Annotated in this window: 23 protein-coding genes, 2 tRNA genes and 1 pseudogene; 16 read left to right on the top strand and 10 right to left on the bottom strand. The window is 71.4% G+C overall.

The features are described from left to right. Positions 1-27: 27 nt before the first annotated feature. Genes dnaG through ACFWGZ_RS05030 form a run of 3 tightly spaced genes read left to right on the top strand, consistent with a single transcriptional unit; the run spans position 28 to position 3170 of the window. A complete protein-coding gene (gene dnaG, locus ACFWGZ_RS05040) occupies positions 28-1914 on the top strand; it encodes a DNA primase (protein ID WP_382450160.1) in 1887 nt (628 codons plus the stop codon). Further along, positions 1914-2405: a hypothetical protein gene (locus tag ACFWGZ_RS05035; protein WP_382450159.1), complete on the top strand. Its 492-nt coding sequence runs from the start codon at positions 1914-1916 to the stop codon at positions 2403-2405. The genes dnaG and ACFWGZ_RS05035 overlap by 1 nt, the downstream gene beginning before the upstream one ends. A 24-nt stretch (positions 2406-2429) precedes the next feature. Then, positions 2430-3170, top strand: a complete 741-nt coding sequence (locus tag ACFWGZ_RS05030) for a trans-aconitate 2-methyltransferase (protein WP_382450158.1) — start codon at positions 2430-2432, stop codon at positions 3168-3170. A gap of 6 nt (positions 3171-3176) precedes the next feature. Here the strand turns inward: ACFWGZ_RS05030 and ACFWGZ_RS05025 are convergent, their stop codons facing one another. Then, positions 3177-3446 (bottom strand): YtxH domain-containing protein, encoded by a 270-nt coding sequence (locus ACFWGZ_RS05025; protein ID WP_382450157.1) that lies wholly within the window; start codon positions 3444-3446, stop codon positions 3177-3179. A 139-nt stretch (positions 3447-3585) separates the two neighbouring features. On the opposite strand from ACFWGZ_RS05025, the gene ACFWGZ_RS05020 reads away from it, so the two are divergent. After that, a tRNA-Asn gene (locus tag ACFWGZ_RS05020) sits at positions 3586-3658 on the top strand. Between the two features lie 70 nt (positions 3659-3728). Further along, the gene (locus ACFWGZ_RS05015; protein WP_382450156.1) at positions 3729-4586 is read left to right on the top strand and encodes an oxygenase MpaB family protein; all 858 of its coding nucleotides are present in this window, start codon (positions 3729-3731) and stop codon (positions 4584-4586) included. Here ACFWGZ_RS05015 and ACFWGZ_RS05010 read toward each other — a convergent pair. Next, positions 4541-5002: a GNAT family N-acetyltransferase gene (locus ACFWGZ_RS05010; protein WP_382450155.1), complete on the bottom strand. Its 462-nt coding sequence runs from the start codon at positions 5000-5002 to the stop codon at positions 4541-4543. The two genes, ACFWGZ_RS05015 and ACFWGZ_RS05010, sit on opposite strands and share 46 nt — an antisense overlap. 108 nt (positions 5003-5110) lie before the next feature. Between ACFWGZ_RS05010 and ACFWGZ_RS05005 the strand changes: the two genes are divergently transcribed. After that, positions 5111-5188 (top strand) — tRNA-Ile (locus ACFWGZ_RS05005). An 82-nt stretch (positions 5189-5270) separates the two neighbouring features. Here the strand turns inward: ACFWGZ_RS05005 and ACFWGZ_RS05000 are convergent. Then, on the bottom strand, positions 5271-5825 hold the full coding sequence (locus ACFWGZ_RS05000; RefSeq protein ID WP_382450154.1) for a TetR/AcrR family transcriptional regulator: 555 nt from the start codon (positions 5823-5825) through the stop codon (positions 5271-5273). A 110-nt stretch (positions 5826-5935) separates the two neighbouring features. Here ACFWGZ_RS05000 and ACFWGZ_RS04995 point away from each other — a divergent pair, with 110 nt between their 5' ends. After that, positions 5936-6640, top strand: a complete 705-nt coding sequence (locus tag ACFWGZ_RS04995; protein WP_382450153.1) for an SDR family NAD(P)-dependent oxidoreductase — start codon at positions 5936-5938, stop codon at positions 6638-6640. Here ACFWGZ_RS04995 and ACFWGZ_RS04990 read toward each other — a convergent pair. Next, positions 6637-7527, bottom strand: a complete 891-nt coding sequence (locus ACFWGZ_RS04990; RefSeq protein ID WP_382450152.1) for a LysR family transcriptional regulator — start codon at positions 7525-7527, stop codon at positions 6637-6639. The genes ACFWGZ_RS04995 and ACFWGZ_RS04990 overlap by 4 nt on opposite strands. Positions 7528-7617: 90 nt before the next feature. Between ACFWGZ_RS04990 and ACFWGZ_RS04985 the strand changes: the two genes are divergently transcribed. Genes ACFWGZ_RS04985 through ACFWGZ_RS04975 form a run of 3 tightly spaced genes read left to right on the top strand, consistent with a single transcriptional unit; the run spans position 7618 to position 10482 of the window. Beyond that, on the top strand, positions 7618-8961 hold the full coding sequence (locus ACFWGZ_RS04985) for an MFS transporter (protein WP_382450151.1): 1344 nt from the start codon (positions 7618-7620) through the stop codon (positions 8959-8961). Positions 8962-8966: 5 nt separating this feature from the next. Continuing rightward, positions 8967-9836 (top strand): exodeoxyribonuclease III, encoded by an 870-nt coding sequence (locus ACFWGZ_RS04980; protein ID WP_382450215.1) that lies wholly within the window; start codon positions 8967-8969, stop codon positions 9834-9836. Between the two features lie 16 nt (positions 9837-9852). Beyond that, entirely contained in the window at positions 9853-10482 is a 630-nt protein-coding gene (locus tag ACFWGZ_RS04975) for a hypothetical protein (RefSeq protein WP_382450150.1), read from the top strand. Here the strand turns inward: ACFWGZ_RS04975 and ACFWGZ_RS04970 are convergent. From ACFWGZ_RS04970 to ACFWGZ_RS04950, 5 genes are all read right to left on the bottom strand, one after another. Further along, positions 10435-11775, bottom strand: coding sequence for a histidine kinase dimerization/phospho-acceptor domain-containing protein (locus ACFWGZ_RS04970; protein WP_382450149.1), 1341 nt, complete (start codon positions 11773-11775; stop codon positions 10435-10437). The two genes, ACFWGZ_RS04975 and ACFWGZ_RS04970, sit on opposite strands and share 48 nt — an antisense overlap. After that, complete coding sequence (locus tag ACFWGZ_RS04965; RefSeq protein WP_382450148.1) at positions 11772-12440, bottom strand: response regulator transcription factor; 669 nt, start codon at positions 12438-12440, stop codon at positions 11772-11774. The genes ACFWGZ_RS04970 and ACFWGZ_RS04965 overlap by 4 nt, the downstream gene beginning before the upstream one ends. A 4-nt stretch (positions 12441-12444) precedes the next feature. Then, positions 12445-12576: a hypothetical protein gene (locus ACFWGZ_RS04960; RefSeq protein ID WP_382450147.1), complete on the bottom strand. Its 132-nt coding sequence runs from the start codon at positions 12574-12576 to the stop codon at positions 12445-12447. Beyond that, on the bottom strand, positions 12573-12935 hold the full coding sequence (locus tag ACFWGZ_RS04955) for a hypothetical protein (RefSeq protein WP_382450146.1): 363 nt from the start codon (positions 12933-12935) through the stop codon (positions 12573-12575). The genes ACFWGZ_RS04960 and ACFWGZ_RS04955 overlap by 4 nt, the downstream gene beginning before the upstream one ends. 73 nt (positions 12936-13008) lie before the next feature. Further along, the gene (locus ACFWGZ_RS04950; RefSeq protein ID WP_382450145.1) at positions 13009-13881 is read right to left on the bottom strand and encodes a hypothetical protein; all 873 of its coding nucleotides are present in this window, start codon (positions 13879-13881) and stop codon (positions 13009-13011) included. A gap of 156 nt (positions 13882-14037) precedes the next feature. Between ACFWGZ_RS04950 and ACFWGZ_RS04945 the strand changes: the two genes are divergently transcribed. Next, the gene (locus ACFWGZ_RS04945; RefSeq protein ID WP_382450144.1) at positions 14038-14433 is read left to right on the top strand and encodes a hypothetical protein; all 396 of its coding nucleotides are present in this window, start codon (positions 14038-14040) and stop codon (positions 14431-14433) included. Here ACFWGZ_RS04945 and ACFWGZ_RS04940 read toward each other — a convergent pair. Beyond that, a complete protein-coding gene (locus tag ACFWGZ_RS04940) occupies positions 14417-15193 on the bottom strand; it encodes a hypothetical protein (RefSeq protein ID WP_382450143.1) in 777 nt (258 codons plus the stop codon). The two genes, ACFWGZ_RS04945 and ACFWGZ_RS04940, sit on opposite strands and share 17 nt — an antisense overlap. A 181-nt stretch (positions 15194-15374) precedes the next feature. Between ACFWGZ_RS04940 and ACFWGZ_RS04935 the strand changes: the two genes are divergently transcribed. The 5 genes and pseudogenes from ACFWGZ_RS04935 to ACFWGZ_RS04915 all read left to right on the top strand — a co-directional run. Continuing rightward, on the top strand, positions 15375-17609 hold the full coding sequence (locus ACFWGZ_RS04935; protein WP_382450142.1) for an ATP-binding protein: 2235 nt from the start codon (positions 15375-15377) through the stop codon (positions 17607-17609). A gap of 521 nt (positions 17610-18130) precedes the next feature. After that, positions 18131-18679 (top strand): TetR/AcrR family transcriptional regulator, encoded by a 549-nt coding sequence (locus ACFWGZ_RS04930; RefSeq protein WP_382450141.1) that lies wholly within the window; start codon positions 18131-18133, stop codon positions 18677-18679. Positions 18680-18773: 94 nt separating this feature from the next. Further along, the gene (locus tag ACFWGZ_RS04925) at positions 18774-19967 is read left to right on the top strand and encodes a cytochrome P450 (RefSeq protein WP_382450140.1); all 1194 of its coding nucleotides are present in this window, start codon (positions 18774-18776) and stop codon (positions 19965-19967) included. Beyond that, complete coding sequence (locus ACFWGZ_RS04920) at positions 19964-20167, top strand: ferredoxin (RefSeq protein WP_382450139.1); 204 nt, start codon at positions 19964-19966, stop codon at positions 20165-20167. Before ACFWGZ_RS04925 ends, ACFWGZ_RS04920 begins: the two co-directional genes overlap by 4 nt. Before the next feature lie 213 nt (positions 20168-20380). Beyond that, a pseudogene (locus ACFWGZ_RS04915) lies at positions 20381-21289 on the top strand (transcriptional regulator); the annotation flags it as partial.

Genomic DNA, 21289 nt, shown 5'->3' with positions numbered 1-21289 from the left:
GTTTGCCAAAGGATTAGACTCGGACGCGTGGCAGGACGCATCAGGGAGAGCGACATCGCATTGGTGCGTGAGCGCAGCCGCATCGACGAGGTCGTGGGGGACCAGGTCTCGCTCAAGAGGGCCGGTGGCGGCGCGTTGAAGGGGTTGTGCCCCTTCCACGACGAGAAGACGCCCTCGTTCAACGTGCGCCCGTCGCACGGCACGTTCCACTGCTTCGGCTGCGGCGAGGGCGGCGACGTGATCGCCTTCGTGATGAAGGTCGAGCACCTCTCGTTCGTGGAGGCGGTCGAGCGGCTCGCGGACCGCGCGGGCATCCAGCTCGTCTACGAGGGCGGCGGCGCCACGATCCAGCGCGACCGCGGCACGCGCAGCAGGCTCATCGAGGCGCACAAGGCCGCCGCCGAGTACTACGCGGAGCAGCTCGCCTCGCCGGAGGCGCAGCAGGCGCGCGAGTTCCTGGCCGAGCGCGGGTTCGACGAGGCCGCCGCGCGCCAGTTCGGCTGCGGGTTCGCGCCCGGCGGCTGGGACAAGCTCACGAAGCACCTGCTCGGACGCGGGTTCGAGCTCCAGGAGCTGATCAAGTCGCAGCTCACGAAGGAGGGCAGGCAGGGGCCGATCGACCGGTTCCACCGGCGGCTGCTGTGGCCCATCAAGGAGATCAGCGGCGACGTCGTCGGGTTCGGCGCGCGCCGGATCTTCGACGACGACCCGATCCAGGCCAAGTACCTGAACACCAGCGAGTCGGTGATCTACAAGAAGTCGCAGGTGCTGTTCGGCCTCGACCAGGCCAAGCGGGAGATCGCCAAGCGCAAGCAGGCCGTCATCGTCGAGGGCTACACCGACGTGATGGCCATGCACCTGGCCGGCGTGCCGACGGCGGTCGCGTCCTGCGGCACGGCGTTCGGCACCGACCACATGAACGTGCTGCGCAGGCTGCTGATCGACGACGACGTGAACGGCGAGGTCATCTTCACCTTCGACGGCGACGAGGCGGGCCAGAAGGCCGCGCTCAAGGCGTTCGAGGGGGAGCAGCAGTTCTCCGCCCAGACCTACATCGCGGTGGCGCCGGACGGCATGGACCCGTGCGAGCTGCGGCAGGCCAAGGGCGACGTGGCGGTGCGCGACCTGGTGGCGCGGCGCACGCCGTTGATCGAGTTCGCGATCAAGGCGCAGCTCAGGGCCTACGACCTCGACTCGGTCGACGGCCGCGTCGAGGCGCTGAAGAAGATGGTCCCGTTCGTCGCGCAGATCAAGGACCGCGCCAAGCGCGACGGTTACGCGACCCGGCTGGCCTGGTGGGTGGGCTGGGACGACGAGGCGATGGTCGTGCGCCGGGTGCGCCAGACCGCCGGGGGCAAGGCGCCCGTCGCCGCTCCGCGGGCCGACCCGAACCAGATGGCGCTCGGCGTCGAGGTCGACGGCCCGCAGCGGCCGAACCCGCGCGACCCGCGGCTCGTGCCCGAGCGCGAGGTGCTCAAGGTCGCGCTGCGGCTGCCGGAGTACGCCGGGCCCCTGTACGACTCGCTGCCCGACGAGGCGTTCACCGATCCCGCGTACGTGGCGCTGCACCGCGCGATCCGCGCCGCCGGAGGTGCCGCCTCCGGGCTCGCGGGCACGACGTACCTGGACGCGATCTCGCAGGAGTGCTCGCACGCGTCGGTGAAGTCGGTGCTGACCGAGCTCGCCGTGGAACCGCTGGCCGTCAAGCAGAACGACGAGTTCCGCTACGTGTCGATGGTGATCGCGCGGCTGCAGGAGGTGCAGGTCGGCAAGCAGGTCGAGGACGTGAAGTCGCGGCTGCGCCGGCTCTCGCCGATCAAGGACGCCGACGAGTACCGGGCCCTGTGGGGCGACCTGGTGGCGCTGGAGGAGTACCGCAAGGCGCTCCTGCAGCAGAGCGCGGGAGTGCTGTAGTGGGACTGTTGCGACGGCTGTTCGGCGACGGGTCACCGGACGGGTTCACCGGCACGCTCGAGAAGGACGAGACGGTGATCGCCCACACGGCCGTGCAGGGCGGGCACCTCGTCGTGACCTCGCTCGGGCTGTGGGTGCCGGGTCCGCGCTGCATCGGCTGGCACCTCGTCAGCAAGGTGAAGTGGGAGGGCGCGCTGCGGGTCGTGGAAGCCGTGGAGGCGTCCGCCGAAGGCCCCGTCGTGCTGCTGGAAGACCTTCCGGCGCAACGGTTCGCGGTCGACGACCCGCGGCGCGTGCTGCGGGCGATCAGCCAGCGCGTGGAGGGCTCGATCCGCCACCGCGAACGCGTCGAGTCGCCCGGTGTGTGGATCCTGCAGCGCAAGATCCCCGGCCAGGACGGCGTCGTGTGGCAGGCGCGCGGGGACGCGGGCGTGGACCTGGAGTCGGTGCGCGAGGCCGTGGCCCCGTTCGCCGCGAGGCTTGCGGGCTAGCAGTACGCGTGTACTGTTAGCCGCATGTGGGATCCGGCGCAGTACCTGGCCTTCGCCGATCACCGGGCGCGGCCGTTCTACGAACTCGTGGCGCGCATCAGGGCCGAGGAGCCCCGGCGCGTGGTCGACGTGGGCTGCGGCCCCGGCAACCTGACGACGTCGCTGGCCGCCCGCTGGCCCGGGGCCGTGGTGGAGGCGTTCGACTCGTCGCCGGAGATGGTGGAGGCCGCCCGGGCCGCCGGCGTCGACGCGCGGGTGGACGACGTGACGACGTGGAAGCCGTTGCCGGACACCGACGTCCTGGTGTCCAACGCGGTCCTGCAGTGGGTGCCGGAACATCCCTCGATCGTGTCGTCCTGGACGACGGCGCTGCCGGCGGGGGCGTGGCTCGCGTTCCAGGTGCCCGGCAACTTCGCGGACCCGTCGCACCGCCTAATCCGCGAGGTCGGCGGAGAGGCGTTGGCGCACGTCTTCCGCGCCGACAAGCCCGTGCTGGCACCCGTGGAGTACGCGGACCTGCTGGGTGGCTGCTCCACAGTGGACGTCTGGGAGACGACGTACGTGCAGCGGCTCTCCGGACCGGACCCGGTGCTCGAATGGGTGAGCGGCACGGCGTTGCGGCCCGTGCGCGCGGCACTGTCCTCGCCGGACTGGGAGGCCTACGTGGCGGAACTCGCGCCGCGGCTGCGCGAGGCCTATCCCCGGCGAGCCGACGGCACGACTTGGTTCCCGTTCAGACGGATCTTCGCGGTGGCGCAGGTGTGAAGCCGGTCACGTCAGACGCGTGACGGGCAGGCCGTTGGACTGCTCCTTGTTCTTCCACGGAGCCTTCTCGGAGGCCTTCTCGGCAGCGTCCGCCGCCAGGTCTTTCGCCTGGTGAGCGGCCTCGAACGCCTTGTCCTTGGCCTGGCTCGCCGTCTTGCGCACCGTGGGGTTCGACGTGAAGCGGTGCCAGAGGCGCACGATCTGGTCGTAGCGCTCGCGCCCGGCCTTGGCGCCGAGCACGTAGCCGATCGCCGCACCGACCATGATGCCCTTCATGCGGGTCTCCTCTCATCGTGCCTGGTCAGGCCCTATTTTCTCGCAAAGTGGGGGTGCTTGCAGAACCCGTTTCGAGACTCATGTAGAGTTACCCACTGTCAGGAGGAACCAAGCCTGACAGGAACGAACAACAGAACATTCCCCCATAGCTCAATTGGCAGAGCATGCGACTGTTAATCGCAGGGTTACTGGTTCGAGTCCAGTTGGGGGAGCTTACGCCGAGACCCTGGTCCATCGACCGGGGTCTTTCGCTTTGTGCGGGCGTGCGCCAGCGTGGGGAGCATGGCCCGCTTCGCGAACCTCCGCCGGATCTCGTCGCTCGACCCCGTCGCCGACCACCAGGAGATCGTGCGGATCTCCGCGGGCCTCGAGTTCCCGTGGGATTACCAGAAGTCGTTGGAGATGGCGCTGTTCCGCACGTACTGCGTCCCGACGATCTCGGGCCTGCTGGAGCGCACCGGCGAGTTCGAACGGCGGCCGCAGAAGCGCTACGACGACACGGCCGTGCTCATGGCCGAGCTGGTCGAGCACGGCTACGACTCCCCGCGCGGCCGTGAGGCGTTACGGGTCGTCAACCGCCAGCACGGCAGGTACGACATCTCGAACGACGACATGCTCTACGTGCTGTCGACGTTCGTCTTCGACCCGATCGAGTGGTTGTCGCGCTACGGCTGGCGGCCGCTGACGCAGCACGAGCGACTGGCGTCGTTCCACTTCTACCGCGCGGTCGGCACCCGCATGGGGATCCGCGAGATTCCCGCGTCGTACGACGAGTTCCTCGCGTTCAAGACGGCGTACGAGCAGGAGCACTTCGTGTTCGCGCCGTCCAACCACCGCATCGGCCGGTACACGCTCGACCTGTTCTGCTCGTGGTACCCGTCGGTGCTCGAGCCGGCCGTCTCCCGAGCCGTGATCGGCATGCTCGACCCGCTGATGGTGCGCGCGTTCGGCTTCGCCGCACCGCCGGCGTGGGTGAGCACGGCAGGACGGCTGGCGTTGCGCGCACGGGCGCGCGTGGTCCGCTGGCTGCCCGCGCGCCGGACGTTGAAACTGACCCGCACCCGCAACCGCACGTACCCCGGCTACCCGGACGGCTACCGCCCGTCGGACCTGGGCGCGAGCTCCAGCACCGCGCGCTGACCGTTGAGCACGAACCCCGTGGCCCGGAGGAACTCCCGGCCGGGCGCGAAGTCGTCGAGCCGCACGTGCACCCGCGTGACGCCGGGGAACCGCGCGGCGAGCGCCCTGACCATCTCCGTGCCGATGCCCCACCGCCGCAGGTCCTTCGGCACCAGGAAGAACCCGACACCGGCCTCGCCCGGCGCCGGGTGGTCGAGCACGAGGTCCACGAACCCGATCATGCCCTCGGCCTGCGCGACCAGCAGCCGCTTCTGCTCGAACGCCGCCCCCTCCGGCAGCGCGTAGAAGAGGCTCTGCACGTCACCGGGCCCGGACGGGTGGCCGGTGGTGGCCTGGAACCAGTCGTCGCAGTCGGCGAACAGCCGCAGCACCTCGGGCTCGTCCGCCGGGGTGAAGTCGCGGAGGGTCAGACGCACGGGTGCAAGCCTATGTGTCGCTCGCCACGGGGGCGCGCAAGACCCGTTCGGCGTGATCGGTATCCTCCACCCACGCAGCGTGAGCCAGGGGAAGGGCGCCGCTGCGAGGGGGCAGTAGCTCAACCGGTCAGAGCAGCAGACTCATAATCTGTCAGGTTGTCGGTTCGAATCCGACCTGCCCCACCAGTCTCGGGGTGCGGTGTGTCCGCGGAGAGCGCGGACCGCGTCGCCTGCCGGGTCTTCCGGGGGACGACACCGGCCCGCGGGCTCAGCCGCGCAGGCCGTCGACGTAGATCGACAGAAAGCGCCGCCACTCGTCCGGCGTGTCCCTGATGACCTGGGCCATCGCCCTGGTGAGGGTGGCCATGTCCTTGATCGAGTAGTCCGCGCGCAGCGCGCCAGCCTCGGCGGCCCGTTCGATCAGGAGCTCGGCGTGGCTGGTGCCGCGGTGGCAGGCCGAGACGACCTCCGGTGCGTTCGGCAGGTCGCGGGCCAGTACGTCGTTCAGGCCGCGGTCCTGCGCCTGCAGGGCGTAGAGGTCGTGCAGGTAGCCGGCGAAGCCGCGCCACGGGTCCGGGTCGGCCAGGGCCTTCTCGCCGATCACGTCCAGGGCTGCCAGGCGGCCGGGGAAGATCTCCGCCACCAGGGCCTCGCGGGTCGGGAAGTGCTTGTACAGCGTGCCGATGCTGACTTCCGCCTTGCGGGCGATGTGTTCCATCGGCACGTCCAGGCCGCGGTCCGCGAACAGGTCGGTGGCCGCTGCCAGGAGCTTCTCCCTGTTGCGTGCCGCGTCCGCACGCAACGGCCTCGACGCGGTGACCATGCGGTGGATCCTACGCGGCGGTTAAGTCGAGGGTGCCCTCATCTTTTGTGGTAGCGTCGGCGGAGTAAGTCGAGGGTTGCCTCGAATTAGCGGTCTGAATGGGGGAAGCCATGTCTCGCAACGCTGTTGTGCTCGGGGTCGGGCCCGGGCTCGGCATGTCCGTCGCGCACCGGTTCGGGCGCGAGGGCTACGACGTCGTGCTGGTCTCGCGGCGTGCTGATCGGCACGACGAGTACGTCGCCTCGCTGGCGGAGGAGGGGGTGAAGGCGCGGGCGTTCGCCGTGGACGTGCGCGACACCGCTGCTTTGTTGTCCACTTTGGACTCCGTTGGGCCCGTCGACGTCCTGTACTACGGGCCGGGCGCGACGGACCTGGCCGAGATGCCCGGCGAGATCACCACGACCACGTCCGCCGAGGCGCGTGCCGCCATGGACTGGCTCTACCCGGCGGTCGACGTCGTCGGGAAGGTGCTGCCGGACGTGGTCGAGCGCGGGGGCGGCCTGCTGTTCGCGGGCGGGCTGAGCTCGGTGCGGCCGATGCCGGTGCTGGGGGCGCTCGCGTTGTCGTCCGCCGCGATCCGCAACTACGCGCTGACCCTCCACGCGGCGCTGGCCGGGAAGGGCGTGTACGCGGGGACGCTCACGATCGGGGGTGTGGTCGAACGCGGTGACGTGCACCGGATGGTCGCGAGCAGGCCCGAGCAGTTCGGGAACCTGGCCGGGCACACGCTCGACCCGGACGCGATCGCCGAGACGGCGTGGCGGATGTTCGTGGAGCGGGACCGGGCCGAGGAGGTCTTCTCCGTGCTCGGTTAGACGAACACCTCGCGAGCCATCGCGAGCAGCGCGGCGACGCTCGGCTTCTTCTCCTGGCGCCGCAACCACGTCATGGTCACCGCAGTCAGCGAATCGGTGCCCTGCAACGGAATCGCCGCCACATCACCGCGTGCCGCGTGGTCGCGGGCGGCGATCTCGGGCACCAGCCCGCAGCCCGCACCGGTCGTGACGCACCGGCACAGCGCCGCGAGGCTCGCCAGTTCCGCTTCGACGAACGGGCCGGGCGCGCCGGCGGCGGGCAGCAGCCGGTCCAGCATCTCGCGGAAGCCGCAGCCCTTCGGGGTGGCGAGGAAACCGACTTCGTCGAGGTCTTTCGCGCTGATCCCGCCGAGTGTCGCGAGCGGGTGGCCCGGTGGCGTGATGACCACCAGGCGGTCGGTCGTCAGGGTCTCGCTCGCCAGTGCGGGGTCGTCCGGTGCGGCGCCGAAGGTGAAGCACACGTCCATCTCGTTGCGTCGCACGGCGTCGTACAGCTCGCCCCTGCCGCCCTCGCCGAGCGAGATCCGCACCCGCGGCCAGAGTGCGCGGTAACGGGCGAAGAGCTCGGGGATGCGGTGGGAGCACAGCGTTTCCAGCGCGCCGATGGTCAGCGGGCCGCCGGGTTCGGCGTGGTCGTCCTCGACCGCGGCCCTCGCCTCCTCCACGAGCGCGAGCACCTGGTCCGCGTACCCGACCAGCCGTTCGCCCGCCGGTGTCAGGCTGAGCCGGCGGCGGTCGCGGTCGAAGAGCCGGGTGCCGAGCGACGCCTCGAGCGCCTGGACCTGTTCGGTGACGCTGGACTGCGCGTAGTGCAGTTCGGCGGCGGCTCTGGTCAGGTTGAGCGTTCTCGCGACCGCGCGGAACGTGCGCAGGTGCCTGAGCTCCACGAAGATCCCCCGGATGCATCGGTCGTGCCGATGGTCCTCATCGTAATCGCCCGTTTCCGTCCGGCACCGGACACCGGTGATCGTGGAGGCATGGCAATCATCTCGGCGTCCACGCCCGTGCACCGGCGGGGACTGCTGCTGTTCGGGCTGTCGCTCGGCTACTTCCTGGTCCTGCTCGACACCACGGTCGTCACGGTGGCGCTGCCGGCGATCGGGGCGGGCCTGGGCGGTGGACTCGCATCGCTGCAATGGGTGTCCAACGCCTACACCCTCACTTTCGCGGCTCTGCTGCTGACCGCCGGGGCGTGGTCGGACCGCTACGGCGCCCGCAGGGTGTTCCTGATCGGGCTGTGGTGCTTCGCCGTGCTGTCCGCGGCGTCCGCGTTCGCCGGTTCGACCGGCGTGCTCGTCGGTCTGCGGGCCCTGCTCGGCATCGCGGGCGCGTTGCTCGTGCCGACGTCGCTGGCGTTGATCGCCGGCAGCTGCAGCGCGCCGGCGGAACGGGCGCGGGCGATGGGGGTGTGGGCGGCGTTGAGCGGTGCCGGTCTCGTGGCCGGGCCCGTGGTCGGCGGGCTGCTCACCGACGCGTTCGGCTGGCAGGCGATCTTCCTGGTGAACGTGCCTTTCGCGCTGGCCGCCGTCATGATCGCCGTCCGCCTGGCGCCGGAGACCGCCCGCGCGACCGGCCGGGGCACCGACGTCACCGGGCAGGTCTCGGCGGTGGTCGCGCTGGCGGGACTGACGTACGGGCTCGTCCAGGCCGGACCGCTCGGCTGGGCGGCACCGGAGGTCCTCGTGGCGCTCGCGGTGTCCGTGACTGGCGCCGTGGTCTTCGTGCGTGCCCAACGACGTGAGGCTGCGATGCTGCCCTTGTCGCTCTTCCGGTCGAGGACGTTCTCGCTGGGGCTGGTCGCGGGCGTGGTCGTCAACTTCGGGCTGTCCGGCGTGCTCTTCGTGCTCTCCCTGCGTTTCCAGGCCACCTGGCACCTCTCCCCGGCGGCCGCCGGCCTCGCGTTCCTGCCGTTGACGATCCCGACGGCGGTCAACCCGATCTTCACGGGACGGCTGGTGGCGAGGGTCGGACCGCGGGCCCCGGCCGTCGCGGGCATGGCGGCGATGGCGGCCGGCACGGCGGTCCAGGCGTGGGCCGGTGACCAGGTCGTCGTCGCGCTGGCGGGACTCGCGCTGCTCGGGGCCGGGGTGTCGTTCGCGGTCCCGGCGCTGGTGACCGCGGTGGTCGGGGCGGTGCCGCCGGCGCAGGCGGGGGTCGGCTCCGGCGCGGTGAACTCCGCACGCCAGACGGGTGCCGTGCTGGGCGTCGCGGTGCTGGGCACGGTGGCGGGCAGCCCGTCCGGCACGGGCGCGGCACTGGTCGTCGCCGCGGCGGTGCTGCTGGCCGGGGCGGCTGTTCCATGCGGGCTCGAGCCGCGATGACTACCGTGGAACGGGTGCGAGTGGCGACCTGGAACGTGAACTCCGTCAAGCAACGCGTGCCCCGCCTGCTGCCGTGGCTCGACCAGCGGAAGCCGGACGTCGTGTGCCTGCAGGAGACCAAGCTGGCCGATGAGGCTTTCACCGCGCTGCTCGGCGACGCGCTGGCTGAACGCGGCTACGAGGTCGCGTTGTTCGGGGAGACGCAGTGGAACGGCGTGGCGCTGCTGTCCCGCGTGGGCTTGGACGACGTCGAGGTCGGCATCGCGGGAGCGCCGGGCTTCCCGCACGTGGAGGCCCGTGCCGTGGCGGCGACGTGTGGTGGTGTGCGCGTGCATTCGCTGTACGTGCCCAACGGGCGTGAGCCCGAGTCGGACCACTACAAGTACAAGCTGGAGTGGCTGGCCGCACTGCGCGACGTGCTGGACGCCGGTCCCGCGGACGCGCTGGTGTGCGGTGACATCAACATCGCACCCGCCGACGCCGATGTCTTCGACCCCGAGTCGTTCATCGGGTCGACGCACGTCACCGAACCCGAACGGGCCGCACTGCAGGCCATCGAGGCGTTGGGGTTCCACGACGTCGTGCGCGACCGTTGGCCCAACGAACGGATCTTCAGCTACTGGGACTACCGGGCCGGGATGTTCCACCGCGACCTGGGGATGCGGATCGACCTCGTGCTCGCGTCGAGTTCGGTGGCGCCTCGGGTGGAGGCGGCGTGGATCGACCGGCACGCGCGCAAGGGAACCGGGCCCAGCGACCACGCTCCCGTGATCGTGGACCTGGACGAGGCGCCGGACGGGGACATCGGGCCCGTGGTGCCGCCGCCGTCGTCGCCGGGCGCGAAGAAGAAGGTCAAGCTGCCGCAGGCGAAGTGATCGCTAGGTTGGTGCGATGGACCCCGGTGTTCCCGACGTCGCCTTCGACCGCTGGTGGCACGCGATGCGCGACGTCGCGGCGACACGGGAGGCCTCTCTCGCGTGGCGGCAGCACCGGTACAAGTTCGCGCACCGGCTCGGCCGTGCGCTGACGGCCGAGCCGCCGCTGACCGGGCCCGCCGTCTACGGCGTCTGGCTGCAGTGGGGGCTGTTGTACGTGGGGCAGACGCTGGAGGCCGAACGCCGGCTGCGCGACCTCGCCATTGGCGAGAGCCACCACCTCGCGAACACCTACCCTCCCGAGATCTGGCACCACGTCGTGGTGGTGTCGTGGTCGCGCCTTCCCGAGGCGGCCGGCGCGGTCGAGGCGTCGGGGTCCAAGGCCGTGGGCGAGGGGCTCGAACACCGGTTGCAGGAAGCGCTGGAGCCGCTGGCCAACGCGTCGCGGCGCACGTGGGACGGCCGGTGGCGCGCGGTGGACTGGAAGTCGAGCCGGTCGCTGGGTGCCCGCACGGGCAGGCAGATCGACGACCTGTTCGCCGCGGTCCTGGACGTCTGGAACGAGGCGGCGAGCGCCAGGAACGGCGAGCCGGTGCCGTCAGCCAGCCGGGTCGTCTTCCCGTCGCAGCTGCTGGGTGAGGCCTGACGCCGGCCGCAGCGCCACGGTGAACGCCGCCCCGCCCTCCCGCGCCGGACCGGCGGTGATCGTGCCGCCCATCCGCGTCACGAGCCCGTGCACCAGCGCGAGGCCCACGCCCGTGCCCACCGGCCGGGAGTCCTGGTAGCGCGCGTGCAGCACCCCTCGGTCGAACGCCACCGGGTAGTCCTCGGCGGCGAGGCCTGGGCCTCCGTCGCGCACCTCCAGCACGGACGACAGCGCCAGCACGACCGGGCGGCCTGCCGGGGTCACGCGCAGGGCGTTCTCCAGCAGGCCGTCGATCACCTGGCGCAGGCGGCGGGGGTCGGCGTGGACCACCGGCGAGGCCGAGACCTCCAGCGCGAACTGCACCCCGCGGGCGTGGCTGCGGGCGTGCCACACCTCGGCGGCCGAGCGGACCACCGGTTCCAGGGCCACCGGTGCCATGTCCAGGCCGAAGTCGTCGGCGCCCAGGCGGGCCAGGTCCAGCAGGTCGGTGACCAGGCGGTCCAGGCGCCGGGCCTCATCCAGGATCACGGTGCCGACCGGCGCCACCTGCTCGCCGGTGACGACGCCGTCGGCCAGGGACTCGGCGAAGCCCGTCACCGCGGTCAGCGGGGTGCGGAGCTCGTGGGAGACGGAGAGCAGGAAGTCGCGCTGGCGGGACTCGCTGCGGTGCAGGGCGTCCGCCAGCACGTTCACCGAGGTGGCGACCTCGGCCAGTTCCACGGTGCCGACCACCGGGACGCGGAGGTCGCGGCGGCCCGCGCTCATCGAGTGCGCCACGGAGGCGACCCGGCGCAGCGGGCGGGCCAGGACGGTGCCGAGGGCCAGGCCCGCCAGGCAGGCAACCACCAGGCCGATGCCCAGCGCGAACAGGATGTTGCGGACCAGTTTGCGGTAGGCGCCGCTGGTCTCGGTCTCCTGCACCAGCGCGAAGCCGCCCGCTCCCGCTTGGCGGGCCTCCACGTTCAGGCGGCCGCTCACGCCGGACACCGGGGTTCCCGACGTCACGCGGCCGGCGCCCGCCTCGCGGGCCGCCCGGACGGCGGCGCGGTCCTCGCCCGAGAGCTCGCCGGACGCGGAGATCCGCACGATCGCGATGCCCTGGCCCTCCAGGACCTGCTCGACGCGGTCGTTGGAGATCTGGCCCGCCACCACGTCGGCCTGCGAGCGCAGGATGTCGCGGCTCACCTGCTGCGAGGCCGTGAGGACCTGCCGGGTCGACACGACGCCCGCGATCAGCACGGCGACGAACGCGACCCCCAGGCACACCAGCGCTATCCGGGTCGCGAGGTTCACGACGCGTCCGCCGAGTAGCCGACGCCGCGCACTGTCCTGATCGGACTCGAAGCACCGAACTTGGCGCGCAGCTGGGCGATGTGGACGTCAACGGTCCGTGTGCCGGCCATTGAGGAATAACCCCACACGGCCGAGAGGAGCTGCTCTCGAGAGAACACCTGGCGTGGGTACTTCATCAGGTGTGAGAGCAGCCCGAACTCCGTCGAGGTCAACGACACCTCCTGGGCACCGGCGAACGCACGCCGTTCACCGACGTCGAGCCGTGCGGAACCGACCTGCAGAACGTCCGGCACGACCGACGAACGCCGCAGGACCGTGCGGACCCGCAATGCCAACTCGCGTGGGCTGAACGGTTTGGTGATGTAGTCGTCGGCACCGAGCTCCAGGCCCAGCAGCCGGTCCACCTCGTCGTCGCGTGCCGTCACGAACAGCACCGGGGTCCAGTCGCCGGACGCGCGCAGCGCCCGGCAGACCTCGATGCCGTTCATGCCGGGCAGGCCGACGTCCAGGACCACCGCCACCGGCGAGAGCGAGCGGACCGCGGCCAGTGCCGCGTCCCCCGAGGACTCCAGGTGCACGCCGAATCCGTCGCGCCGCAGGTACAGCGCGACGAGCTCGGCGATCGCCGGTTCGTCCTCCACGACGAGCACCAGGCCACGTTCCACGCGTTCACCCCGGCTGGTTGATGTCCGACTCGATGCTGTTCAGCGTTGATTCCACATCATCGAGGTCCGACGGCGGCGCCTCGCCCCGGCACGCCGTCAGCGACACCAGCAGGACCAGGGCCGCGACCCACCTCACTTGGACCCGCAGTGCTCGGACTTGAACTTGCCCACGCGCTCCGCGGCCTTGCCCAGCTTCACGAGCTGGGCGTCCCGCAGCTTCAGCCGCGCGTCCAGCACGTCCGCACGCGCGGTGTTGCCGTCCTTGCGCGCGTCGGCCGCCTTCTGCTCGATCCACTTCTTCGAGCCCAGCGTCTCCGCGGTGCTGTTGATCCGGTCGGTCAGCGCCTTCACCTTCGCCTCGACCCGCGGCACGCGCTCGGAACAGATCTTCTGCACCTTCTCGGGGCTGATCGTGACCGGTTCCTGCGCCGACGCGGTCCCCGCGCCCAGCAACAGCATTCCCGCCACCAGCCCACCGATCCTCGCGATGTTCATGCCGGAAACGATGACCGGGCACCGTCAGGACCACGTCCGCCGGATGTTCGGGTTCTGCAAAGATCGTCCGGGGTCACCGCAGCGCGATGCCGCGGGAGGCGGCGGCCCGCACCAGGGGCCGCATCCGGTCCCACACGCGCTCGGACCGCAGCTCCTGCGCCGCGGCCACCGCCTGCTCGCCCACCGCCCGGCCCTCGTCGGCGTCACCGTCGAGGAAGTGGCACGTCGCCAGCGCGATCAGGCAGAACGTCCGGCTGCGGGCCATCGAGGGCTCGAAGGCCTCGATCGCCGAGCACAGCGCGGGAACGGCGGCGCGGGTGTCGCCGAGCTCGGTGTGGACGATGCCGGTCATCGCGACCAGGTCGGTCTCGTCGTGGAACCGCGCCCAGTCCGGCACGTGCGCCAGGTCCGCCGCCGCGAACGAGTCCGTCGCCTTGCCCAACGCGCGCAAGGCCTCGTCGGCACGGTCCTGGCGTGCGTACGCCCACGCCTCGTTCGCGAACATGATGCTCGCCGCCAACGGCGCGAAGGCGCCCCTTTGGAAGTACGCCAACGCATCACCCGGTGCGCCGTGGTGCAGGTGCACGCGTCCACGCCGGTACACGATGTTGGTCGTCAGGTCCTCGTCGTGCCGCGCGAAGTCCAGCGCGCGGTCGAAGTGGTGGTACGCCGCCCCGACCTGGCCGCTGTCGAACGACGTCCACCCGGCCAGGTTGTGCAGGTCGGCGACGGCGGACAGCAGCCGGGCGCGCACCACGTCGGACGCCTCGGCCGCGAGCAGCTGCTGCGCCCAGTAGATCCGCACGACCACGGCGTCCCGGCAGGCCCCTCCGCCGTGCTGGTAGTCGACCGAGCGCAGGGAACGCGTCTGCGACTCCAGCTGTTCCACATCGCTCATCCCGATGCGGGCGGAGTGCGGGGGAGGGAAGTACGCAGGATTCGCCATGTCGGTACACACCTCTGCGCGGTTGGAATCCGAGAGTAGGGGGCTCGCGCACGGCTGAGAAGAGGTGCTCCGCGACGTGGAATTCCGGCCGGAAAGCGGTTCAACGGGTAGTAATGCGGGTAGGCAGGCCCGGCGCGCAGGAGGACCGTTCTCCCCATGAGGCGACGCGCCCACCTGCGACTGGTGACCCCTTCCGAGACCACCGACCCGACCATGACGGCCGTCCTCGACGCCGAGGACCTGGCGGAGGAGGCCGGCCTCGATCCGCACGCCAGGGCCACGTGCCGCCTGCATCGCCGCTGGTTGCACGAGTGCGTGGCCTCGCCCGACCACGTCATCCCCGTCACCGGGCACCGCTGGTGCCGTCCGTGCGGCCGTCCTCTGGAGGTGGTCGTCGACGAGACGACGGCGCGCCTGTCCTGCCCGGCCTGCGGCACGAGCACGCCGGACACGGCGGCCAACCGCCAGGTCGTGCGAGCGTGCCGGACGAGTCTCGCGGCCGTGCGCGGCAGGGGAAAACGACGACCTGAAAGTGTTAACCCTGGTGGGTGAAGACCGCCGGTTCCGGGAGGCGCGGCGGCGGCCGCCGGCTGTCCTGCGGCACGTCGAACGACGCCCAGATGATGTGCCGCCCGCCGCCGGCCGGCGTCTCGCCCATGCTGAAGTCGCACACAGCGATGGACGCGACGTTGTGCCGCATGACGTGCCATTGCTTGAGGTCGAGCCGTGCGGTCGTGCGCACCGCGACGGACAGCTTGTCGTCACGCATGCGCAGCAGCAGCGCCAGGTGCGAATCTTCCTCGACGTGCGACACGAGCTCCACGGCCACCTGCGGCGCGACGTCGAGCATCGACTGGACGCCCCACCGCTCGCAGGCGCGTTCGGTGATCCGCTCGGCCACGTGCGGCAGGCAGCGGCACGTGGGCAGGGCCGTGTCCACCCGGTCCTCGTGCTCGAGCCGCACGACGGCGCCGATCGCGGCCGGGGTCGTCGCGTGCATCGGGATGTGCCGGGGCAACCCCCGCGACTCGAGCGTCGAGCGCAGCCGGTGGTCGCCCACGACCAGGCTCATCGAGATGCCCGGCCAGCGCGCCGCGGACAGCCACACGACGTCGAACACCACGAGCAGCGCGGGCGACTCCGCGACGAGGTCGTCGAGCTCCACGACCACCCCCACGAGCTCCTTGGTGGCGCAGTCGAGCAGCACGTCCTGCACGCACAGGTACGTCGTCCAGTCGAGCCGGCCGCGGAACCGGACGACGAGCACGCCGCTCTCCTCGCGGACCTCCACCCCGAGGCCGTCACCGGTCATGGGTCCCCCTCCCACAGGTGTTCCAAGCCTTCAAGGCTCGCTCGGTGACTGCATCGCCCCTAGGGGGTAACTACCCGTGTTTCGCCATTGGTACCTCCGGGGGACCGCGTTGCAGCGGAAGAACGGGCCGACCTAGGGTGCCGCTGTGGGCGGTTCGCTTTCCCCAGGTCGAAAAGGCAATTTGCCTGCCGACACAACTGCTTTCGTCGGCCGCAAGAACGACGTCGCCGAGGTGCGCAGGCTCCTGTCCGAGTCCCGGCTCGTCACCCTCACGGGTGTAGGCGGTGTCGGCAAGACGCGCCTCGCGCTGCGGGCGGCCGCCGAGCTGCACCGCGCGTTCCCCGACGGGGTGTGGTTCGTCGAACTGGGCGGCGTCACCGACCCGGACCTGGTCGTGCACACCGTCCTGGAGCAACTGGGCGTCCACGACGACACGGTCCGCCGCCACCGGACCGTCCTGGTGGAACACCTGCGCGACCGGCAGGTGCTGGTGGTGCTGGACAACTGCGAGCACGTCGTCGAGGCCACCGCCGAACTCGTGGACGTGCTGCTGCGCTCCGCCCGCGGCCTGCGCGTGCTCGTGACGAGCAGGGAACGCCTCGGGGTGGACGGCGAGCACCTGTGGCAGGTCGCGCCGCTGCCGCTCGACCCGGCCCTGGCGCTGTTCGCGGAACGGGCGGCGGCCGTCGAGCCGGGTTTCGCCCTCACCGGGGAGAACCACGACCGGGTGAGCAGGATCTGCGAGCTGCTGGGCGGAATTCCGCTCGCCATCGAACTGGCGGCGGTGCGGCTGCGCGTGCTGACGCTCGACCACCTGCTGTCCAGGTTGGACAACACGTTCCGGGTGCTGGCCGACGGCAAGCGGGGCGGCGACCCGCGCCACCAGACGCTGCAGGCCGCCGTCGACTGGAGCTTCCACCTCTGCACGCGCCCCGAGCAGGTCCTGTGGGCGCGCGCGTCGGTGTTCTCCGGCACGTTCGACCTGCAGGCGGCGGAACAGGCCTGCTCCGGCGACGGCATCGCGGCCGACGAGGTCGTGCAGTGGCTGAGCGGCCTGGTCGACAAGTCGGTCGTGGTGTCCGAGCAGCACCCGTCCGGCACGCGGTTCCGGCTGCTGGAGCCGTTGCGCCAGTACGGCCTGCAGAACCTGCGCGCCGCGGGCCGCGAAACGGTGATGCGCCAACGCCACCGCGACCACTACATCGAGTGGGCGCGGCGGTGGGAGGGGGAGTGGTTCGGCCCCGCGCAGCCGGAGATCTTCGCGCTCACCCGCCTGGAGCACCAGAACCTCCGCACGGCGCTGGACTTCTGCTTCGACCACGACGGCGACCACTGCGTGCTCCTCGCCGGGACGCTGTGGTTCTACTGGGCGGGCTGCGGCATGCTCGGCGAGGGCCGGCACTGGCTCGACCGCGCGCTGGCGTCCGCCCGGCCGGGCCCGTTGCGCGCGAAGGCGTTGTGGGTCAACGGGTACGTCGCGACGCTGCAGGGCGACATCGCCGCGTCCAGGCGGATGCTGGAGGAGTGCCGCGACTACGCCGCCGAAACGGGGGACGGTGTCGCGCTGGCCTACGCGACCCACCGCCTCGCGTGCACCTACCTCGTCGGCGACGACCTGGGCCTGGCCGACACCCTGTTCCAGGAGGCCATGACCCTCTACCGCCGGCAGGGCGTGGTCAACAGCCACACCATGCTCGCGGGCATCGAGCTCGCGATCTCCGCGATCTTCCAGCGCGACTTCGCCACCGCCGAACGGCTCTGCAGCGAGGCCAAGGCGATCGGGGCCGAGCACGGCGAGCTGTGGGCGCGGGCGTACGCGACCTACGTGCTGGCGTTGTGCGCGTGGGTCAACGGCGACCACCCGCGCGCCGAGCTGCTGGGCCGGGAGTGCCTGCGGATCAAGCGCACGTTCCACGACCTGCTCGGCATCGTGCTCGCGATCGAGGTGCTCGCCTGGATCGCCGCGTCCCAGGGCAACGCGGTGCGCGCGGCCACGTTGCTGGGCGCCACCAACGAGATCTGGCACACCGTCGGCTACCCGATGTTCGGCTCGCGCTACTTCGGCGCCCCGCACGGCGCGTGCGAGTCGCAGGCCATCTCCGCGCTGGGCGAGCAGGAGTTCCGCTCGGTGTTCCGCAAGGGCATGGACCTCGAGCTGGAGGACGCCATCGCGCTCGCGATCGGCGAGGAGCAGGCTGACCGGGCGCAGCCGGCCGCACCCGCGCCCACGCCGCTGACCCGGCGCGAGCAGCAGGTGGCGGACCTCATCGCCGGCGGCATGTCGAACAAGGAGATCGCGGCCCGGCTGGTGATCGCCCGCCGGACCGCGGAGGGGCACGTGGAACGGATCCTGCAGAAGCTCGGGTTCTCCTCGCGCGCACAGATCGCGACGTGGGTGACCGAACGCAGGACCTAGTCGACGCAGCCGTCGTTCGTCGTGTGGGGCTGTGGACCGTGGCACCGTCGCCACCGGTCGGGGCGGCCGTCGTGGTCGCGGGGGTGATCGGCCTGACCGTCGCGAGTGGACTGGTCGTGGTCGCACGGGTGGAGCTGCCCGAACGCACGCTCGCGCCGGCGTTCCGCGGCGGCCCGGATCCGAAGTGGACACCCCGGGTGCTGGACGTGCACAGGGAGTCGGGGGTCAGGCAACGTTCTGCGTCACCGGCACGCAGGTCGTCCGCACCCGGCGGTGCCGCGCCGGATCGCCGAGGAGGGTCACCGGATCGGCCGGGACGGGTTCCGCGCCGGGTACGCGCTGCGGCTGGTCGGCGAGTCGCCCAAGCGGCTGTGGGCGGACCCGCTGCAGCAGGCCGTCCGCCGCCGGCTGACGTGCGCGGTGGTGATCCGGTCGTTGGTCACGGCGGCGCACGGGTCGGCTCGCGGACGCCCCCGGCGGTACGGTGCACGTCACCTAATCCGCGCACGGAGGGATCACGGGTGGGTCGCACGCCCTTGGACGCGCCCGAGCGCCGGCAGGAGGTCTTCGCCGCTGTGCTCGCCCTGCTCGCGGAGGTCGGGTACGCCCGGTTCAACATGGACCTCGTCGCGGCCAGGGCGCGCGCGAGCAAGTCGAGCCTGTACCAGCGGTGGCCGTCCAAGGCGCGGCTGATCACGGACGCGCTGCGGGCGACCCCGCCGGTGCTGGCGCAGCCGGACGAGGGGTCGTTCGCCGAGGACGTCCGGCAGATCCTGCGGGCGTGGGGCGGGCCGGCGCCGTTCGACGCCGCCGGGGTCTTCCTCGGGCTGCTCGAGGGCGGCCGGCAGGACGCCGGCCTCGCGGGCCTGCGCGAGGAGCACGTCGACCGGGTGTGCGCCGCGCACCTGCAGGTCGCGGTCGACCGGGCGAAGGCGCGCGGCGAGCTGCCCGCGGAACTGAACTCGCGAGTCCTCATCACCGCGCTGATCTCCACGTTCGTGCTGATGTCGGAGCAACGCGGAGTGATCGACGACCTCGTCGACGGCCTGCTCCGTCCCCTGATCGGCTGACTTTCGGACCAAACGACTCGTCAGCGTGTAATCGTTGCGCTACGTTCGGTCATGAAGTCAAAAGAACAGTTCTGTTCTGTTGAGGGGGAATCCCGTGACCGAATCGGCTGTGTGCCCGGTCCCGCACGAACGCGACCACCCGTTGGAGCCGCCCGTCGGCTTCGCGGAGGCGCTCGGCGGAGGCCCGGTGAGGATGCTCTGGCCCAACGGGGTCGAGGCCTGGGTGGTGTCGAGCTACGCCGGGGTGCGGCAGGTGCTGTCCGACCCGCGGTTCAGCACCCGCAAGGGCGGTCAGCCGGAGATGCGCACCGACTCCGGCGAGGCCGTGCTCGACCCGGACCAGCCCGGCAACATCAACGGCGTCGACGGCGCCGCGCACCTGCGGCTGCGCCGTCCGCTCTCGCGCGGCTTCATGGTCAAGCGCATGAACGCGCTGCGGCCGCGCATCCAGCAGATCGTCGACGAGCACCTCGACGCGATGGAGGTTCGGGGGGCGCCCGCCGACCTGGTCGCGTCGTTGTGCCTGCCGTTGCCCTCGCTGGTGATCGCCGAGCTGCTCGGCGTGCCGCCGGAGCACCAGGAGCTGTTCCAGGCCACGGCCGGCGACCTGTTCGGCAAGAACGGCTCGAAGGACGAGTACCTCGCGCACGCCACGAAACTCGCGGACGTGCTCGCGCCGATCGTCGCGGAGAAGAAGGCCGCCGGCACGAACGACGACCTGATCGGCCTGATGGCCAACGACACCGACTTCACCATGGACGAGCTGATCTTCCTCTGCATCGGCCTGCTCGCGGCCGGGCACGAGACCACGTCCAACTTCCTCGGCCTCTTCACGCTGCACCTGTTCGAGCGGCCCGACCAGCTGGAGGTCCTGCGGCGCGACCCGGCTCGCGCGGACGTCGTGGTCGAGGAGCTGATGCGCTACACGGTCGGCCACCTCGGCGGCGCGGGTCTCACGCGCAGGGCCACCGAGGACGTCGAGGTCGACGGCGTGCTGATCCGGGCGGGCGACTGGGTGAGCGTGTCGCTCATGGCGAACCTCGACGAGGCGCTCTGCCCGCGGGCGGGGGAGCTCGACCTCGGCCGCGACGCGGTGTCGCACCTGGGTTTCGGGTTCGGCCCGCACCAGTGCCTCGGCGCCAACCTGGCCCGCGCGGAGCTGCAGATCGGGCTGCGCTCGCTGTTCGAGCGGTTCCCGGGCCTGCGCCCGGCGGTGCCCGTCCGGGAGATGCGCTACCGCGACGACATGATCACCTACGGCGCCGCCGAGATCCCGGTGGTGTGGTGACGGTGCCGGCGGTCCGGATAGACGGGACGAGGTGCATCGGGTCGGGCCAGTGCGTGCTCGCCGCACCGGAGGTGTTCGACCAGTCGGACGACGACGGCCTCGGCGTCGTGGTGGTCCCCGACCCACCGGCCGCCCTCCTGCCGGGCGTTCGTGACGCGGTGGACAGGTGCCCCGCCCAGGCGGTGACCCTGGAAGGGTGACCTGAGCGGCCGTTCCGGTGAGGGGTCATCACGGGAAATTGATTTCGGCGATACTTCGCTGACACCTCGATGGCCCTTCCCGGGCAGGCCGGACAATGGGATCGTGACGACGGCGGTGAATACCGGCGGTGCGTGACGGGTATCTCCACGGAGAGCGTCCTACGTGCGTCAGGAGGACCAGCTGTGATCAACGGCGAAGGATTTCCGGGTCGCGTGGACAAATCCGATGTGCGGCACGTCGAAACGGTGACGAGCGCACTTCGGGCACTGGACTACGAATACGGCGGAGGTGCCTGCCGGGACGCCTGCGTGGCGTTGCTCGACTGGGCGACCCCGCTGCTCGAGGCCGGCTCGACGGGCCGGGTGCTGCACCGGCTCCAGGTGGCCATCGCCGACCTGCACAACCTGGCCGGCTGGGCGTCGTTCGACCTGGGCCTGCTGGAGTCGGCGCACCGGCACTTCGGCCGGGCGATGGACCTCGCGCGGGCGTCGGGCAACACCGAGCTGCAGGCCAACATCCACTACCGGATGGGCCGCGTGCACCTGCACTACGAGCTCGCCGAGGACGCGCTGGTGTCGTTCCGGCGCGGCCTGCCCATCGCGCAGGCCAGCGGGTCCACGCTCGCGGTGTCGATCCTGCACGCCAACGAGGCGTGGGCGCTCGCGAAGACGGGCGCGGAACGGCAGGCGCTGCGCCAGTTCGCCAGGGCGCAGGACGAGTTCGAGCGCTCCGGCACCGAGGAGGCGCCGCCGTGGGCGCGCTTCTTCGACCTGGCCGACCTCGTGTCGATCGGCGGCATGGTCCACACCGAACTCGCGCGCACCTGCGACGTGAAGTACGCGCGTACCGCGATCCCCTTGCTCACCAGGGCGATCGCGTCCGGGGGAGCGGACGCGTCGCGCAGCCAGTCGTTCCGGCTCGCGGCGCTCGCGGTCAACCACCTGGTGCAGAACGAGCCCGAGCGCGCGTGCGAGGTGGGGGAACGGGCGATGGCGGTGTCCGGGCCCATCCGCTCGGCCCGCACCCGCGACCGCATGCGGCCGCTCAAGCAGGAGGCGGACCGCCTGCGCGGCAACTCCGCCGCCGACCAGCTGTCGGCGCGGCTCAGCGCGTTCATGAGC

It is taken from the genome of Lentzea sp. NPDC060358 (genome assembly GCF_042725365.1).
GTDB lineage: Bacteria > Actinomycetota > Actinomycetes > Mycobacteriales > Pseudonocardiaceae > Lentzea.
This window is presented reverse-complemented; position numbering and strand designations above follow the sequence as displayed.

Bases quoted from the DNA above. Each gene is read 5' to 3' on its own strand.
- ACFWGZ_RS05025 (WP_382450157.1), bottom strand. From the start codon at position 3,446: ATGAAGGGCATCATGGTCGGTGCGGCGATCGGCTACGTGCTCGGCGCC.
- ACFWGZ_RS05015 (WP_382450156.1), top strand. From the start codon at position 3,729: ATGGCCCGCTTCGCGAACCTCCGCCGGATCTCGTCGCTCGACCCCGTC.
- ACFWGZ_RS04975 (WP_382450150.1), top strand. From the start codon at position 9,853: ATGGACCCCGGTGTTCCCGACGTCGCCTTCGACCGCTGGTGGCACGCG.
- ACFWGZ_RS04950 (WP_382450145.1), bottom strand. From the start codon at position 13,881: ATGGCGAATCCTGCGTACTTCCCTCCCCCGCACTCCGCCCGCATCGGG.
- ACFWGZ_RS04955 (WP_382450146.1), bottom strand. From the start codon at position 12,935: ATGAACATCGCGAGGATCGGTGGGCTGGTGGCGGGAATGCTGTTGCTG.
- ACFWGZ_RS04985 (WP_382450151.1), top strand. From the start codon at position 7,618: ATGGCAATCATCTCGGCGTCCACGCCCGTGCACCGGCGGGGACTGCTG.
- ACFWGZ_RS04945 (WP_382450144.1), top strand. From the start codon at position 14,038: ATGAGGCGACGCGCCCACCTGCGACTGGTGACCCCTTCCGAGACCACC.
- ACFWGZ_RS04995 (WP_382450153.1), top strand. From the start codon at position 5,936: ATGTCTCGCAACGCTGTTGTGCTCGGGGTCGGGCCCGGGCTCGGCATG.
- ACFWGZ_RS05000 (WP_382450154.1), bottom strand. From the start codon at position 5,825: ATGGTCACCGCGTCGAGGCCGTTGCGTGCGGACGCGGCACGCAACAGG.
- ACFWGZ_RS04940 (WP_382450143.1), bottom strand. From the start codon at position 15,193: ATGACCGGTGACGGCCTCGGGGTGGAGGTCCGCGAGGAGAGCGGCGTG.
- ACFWGZ_RS05030 (WP_382450158.1), top strand. From the start codon at position 2,430: ATGTGGGATCCGGCGCAGTACCTGGCCTTCGCCGATCACCGGGCGCGG.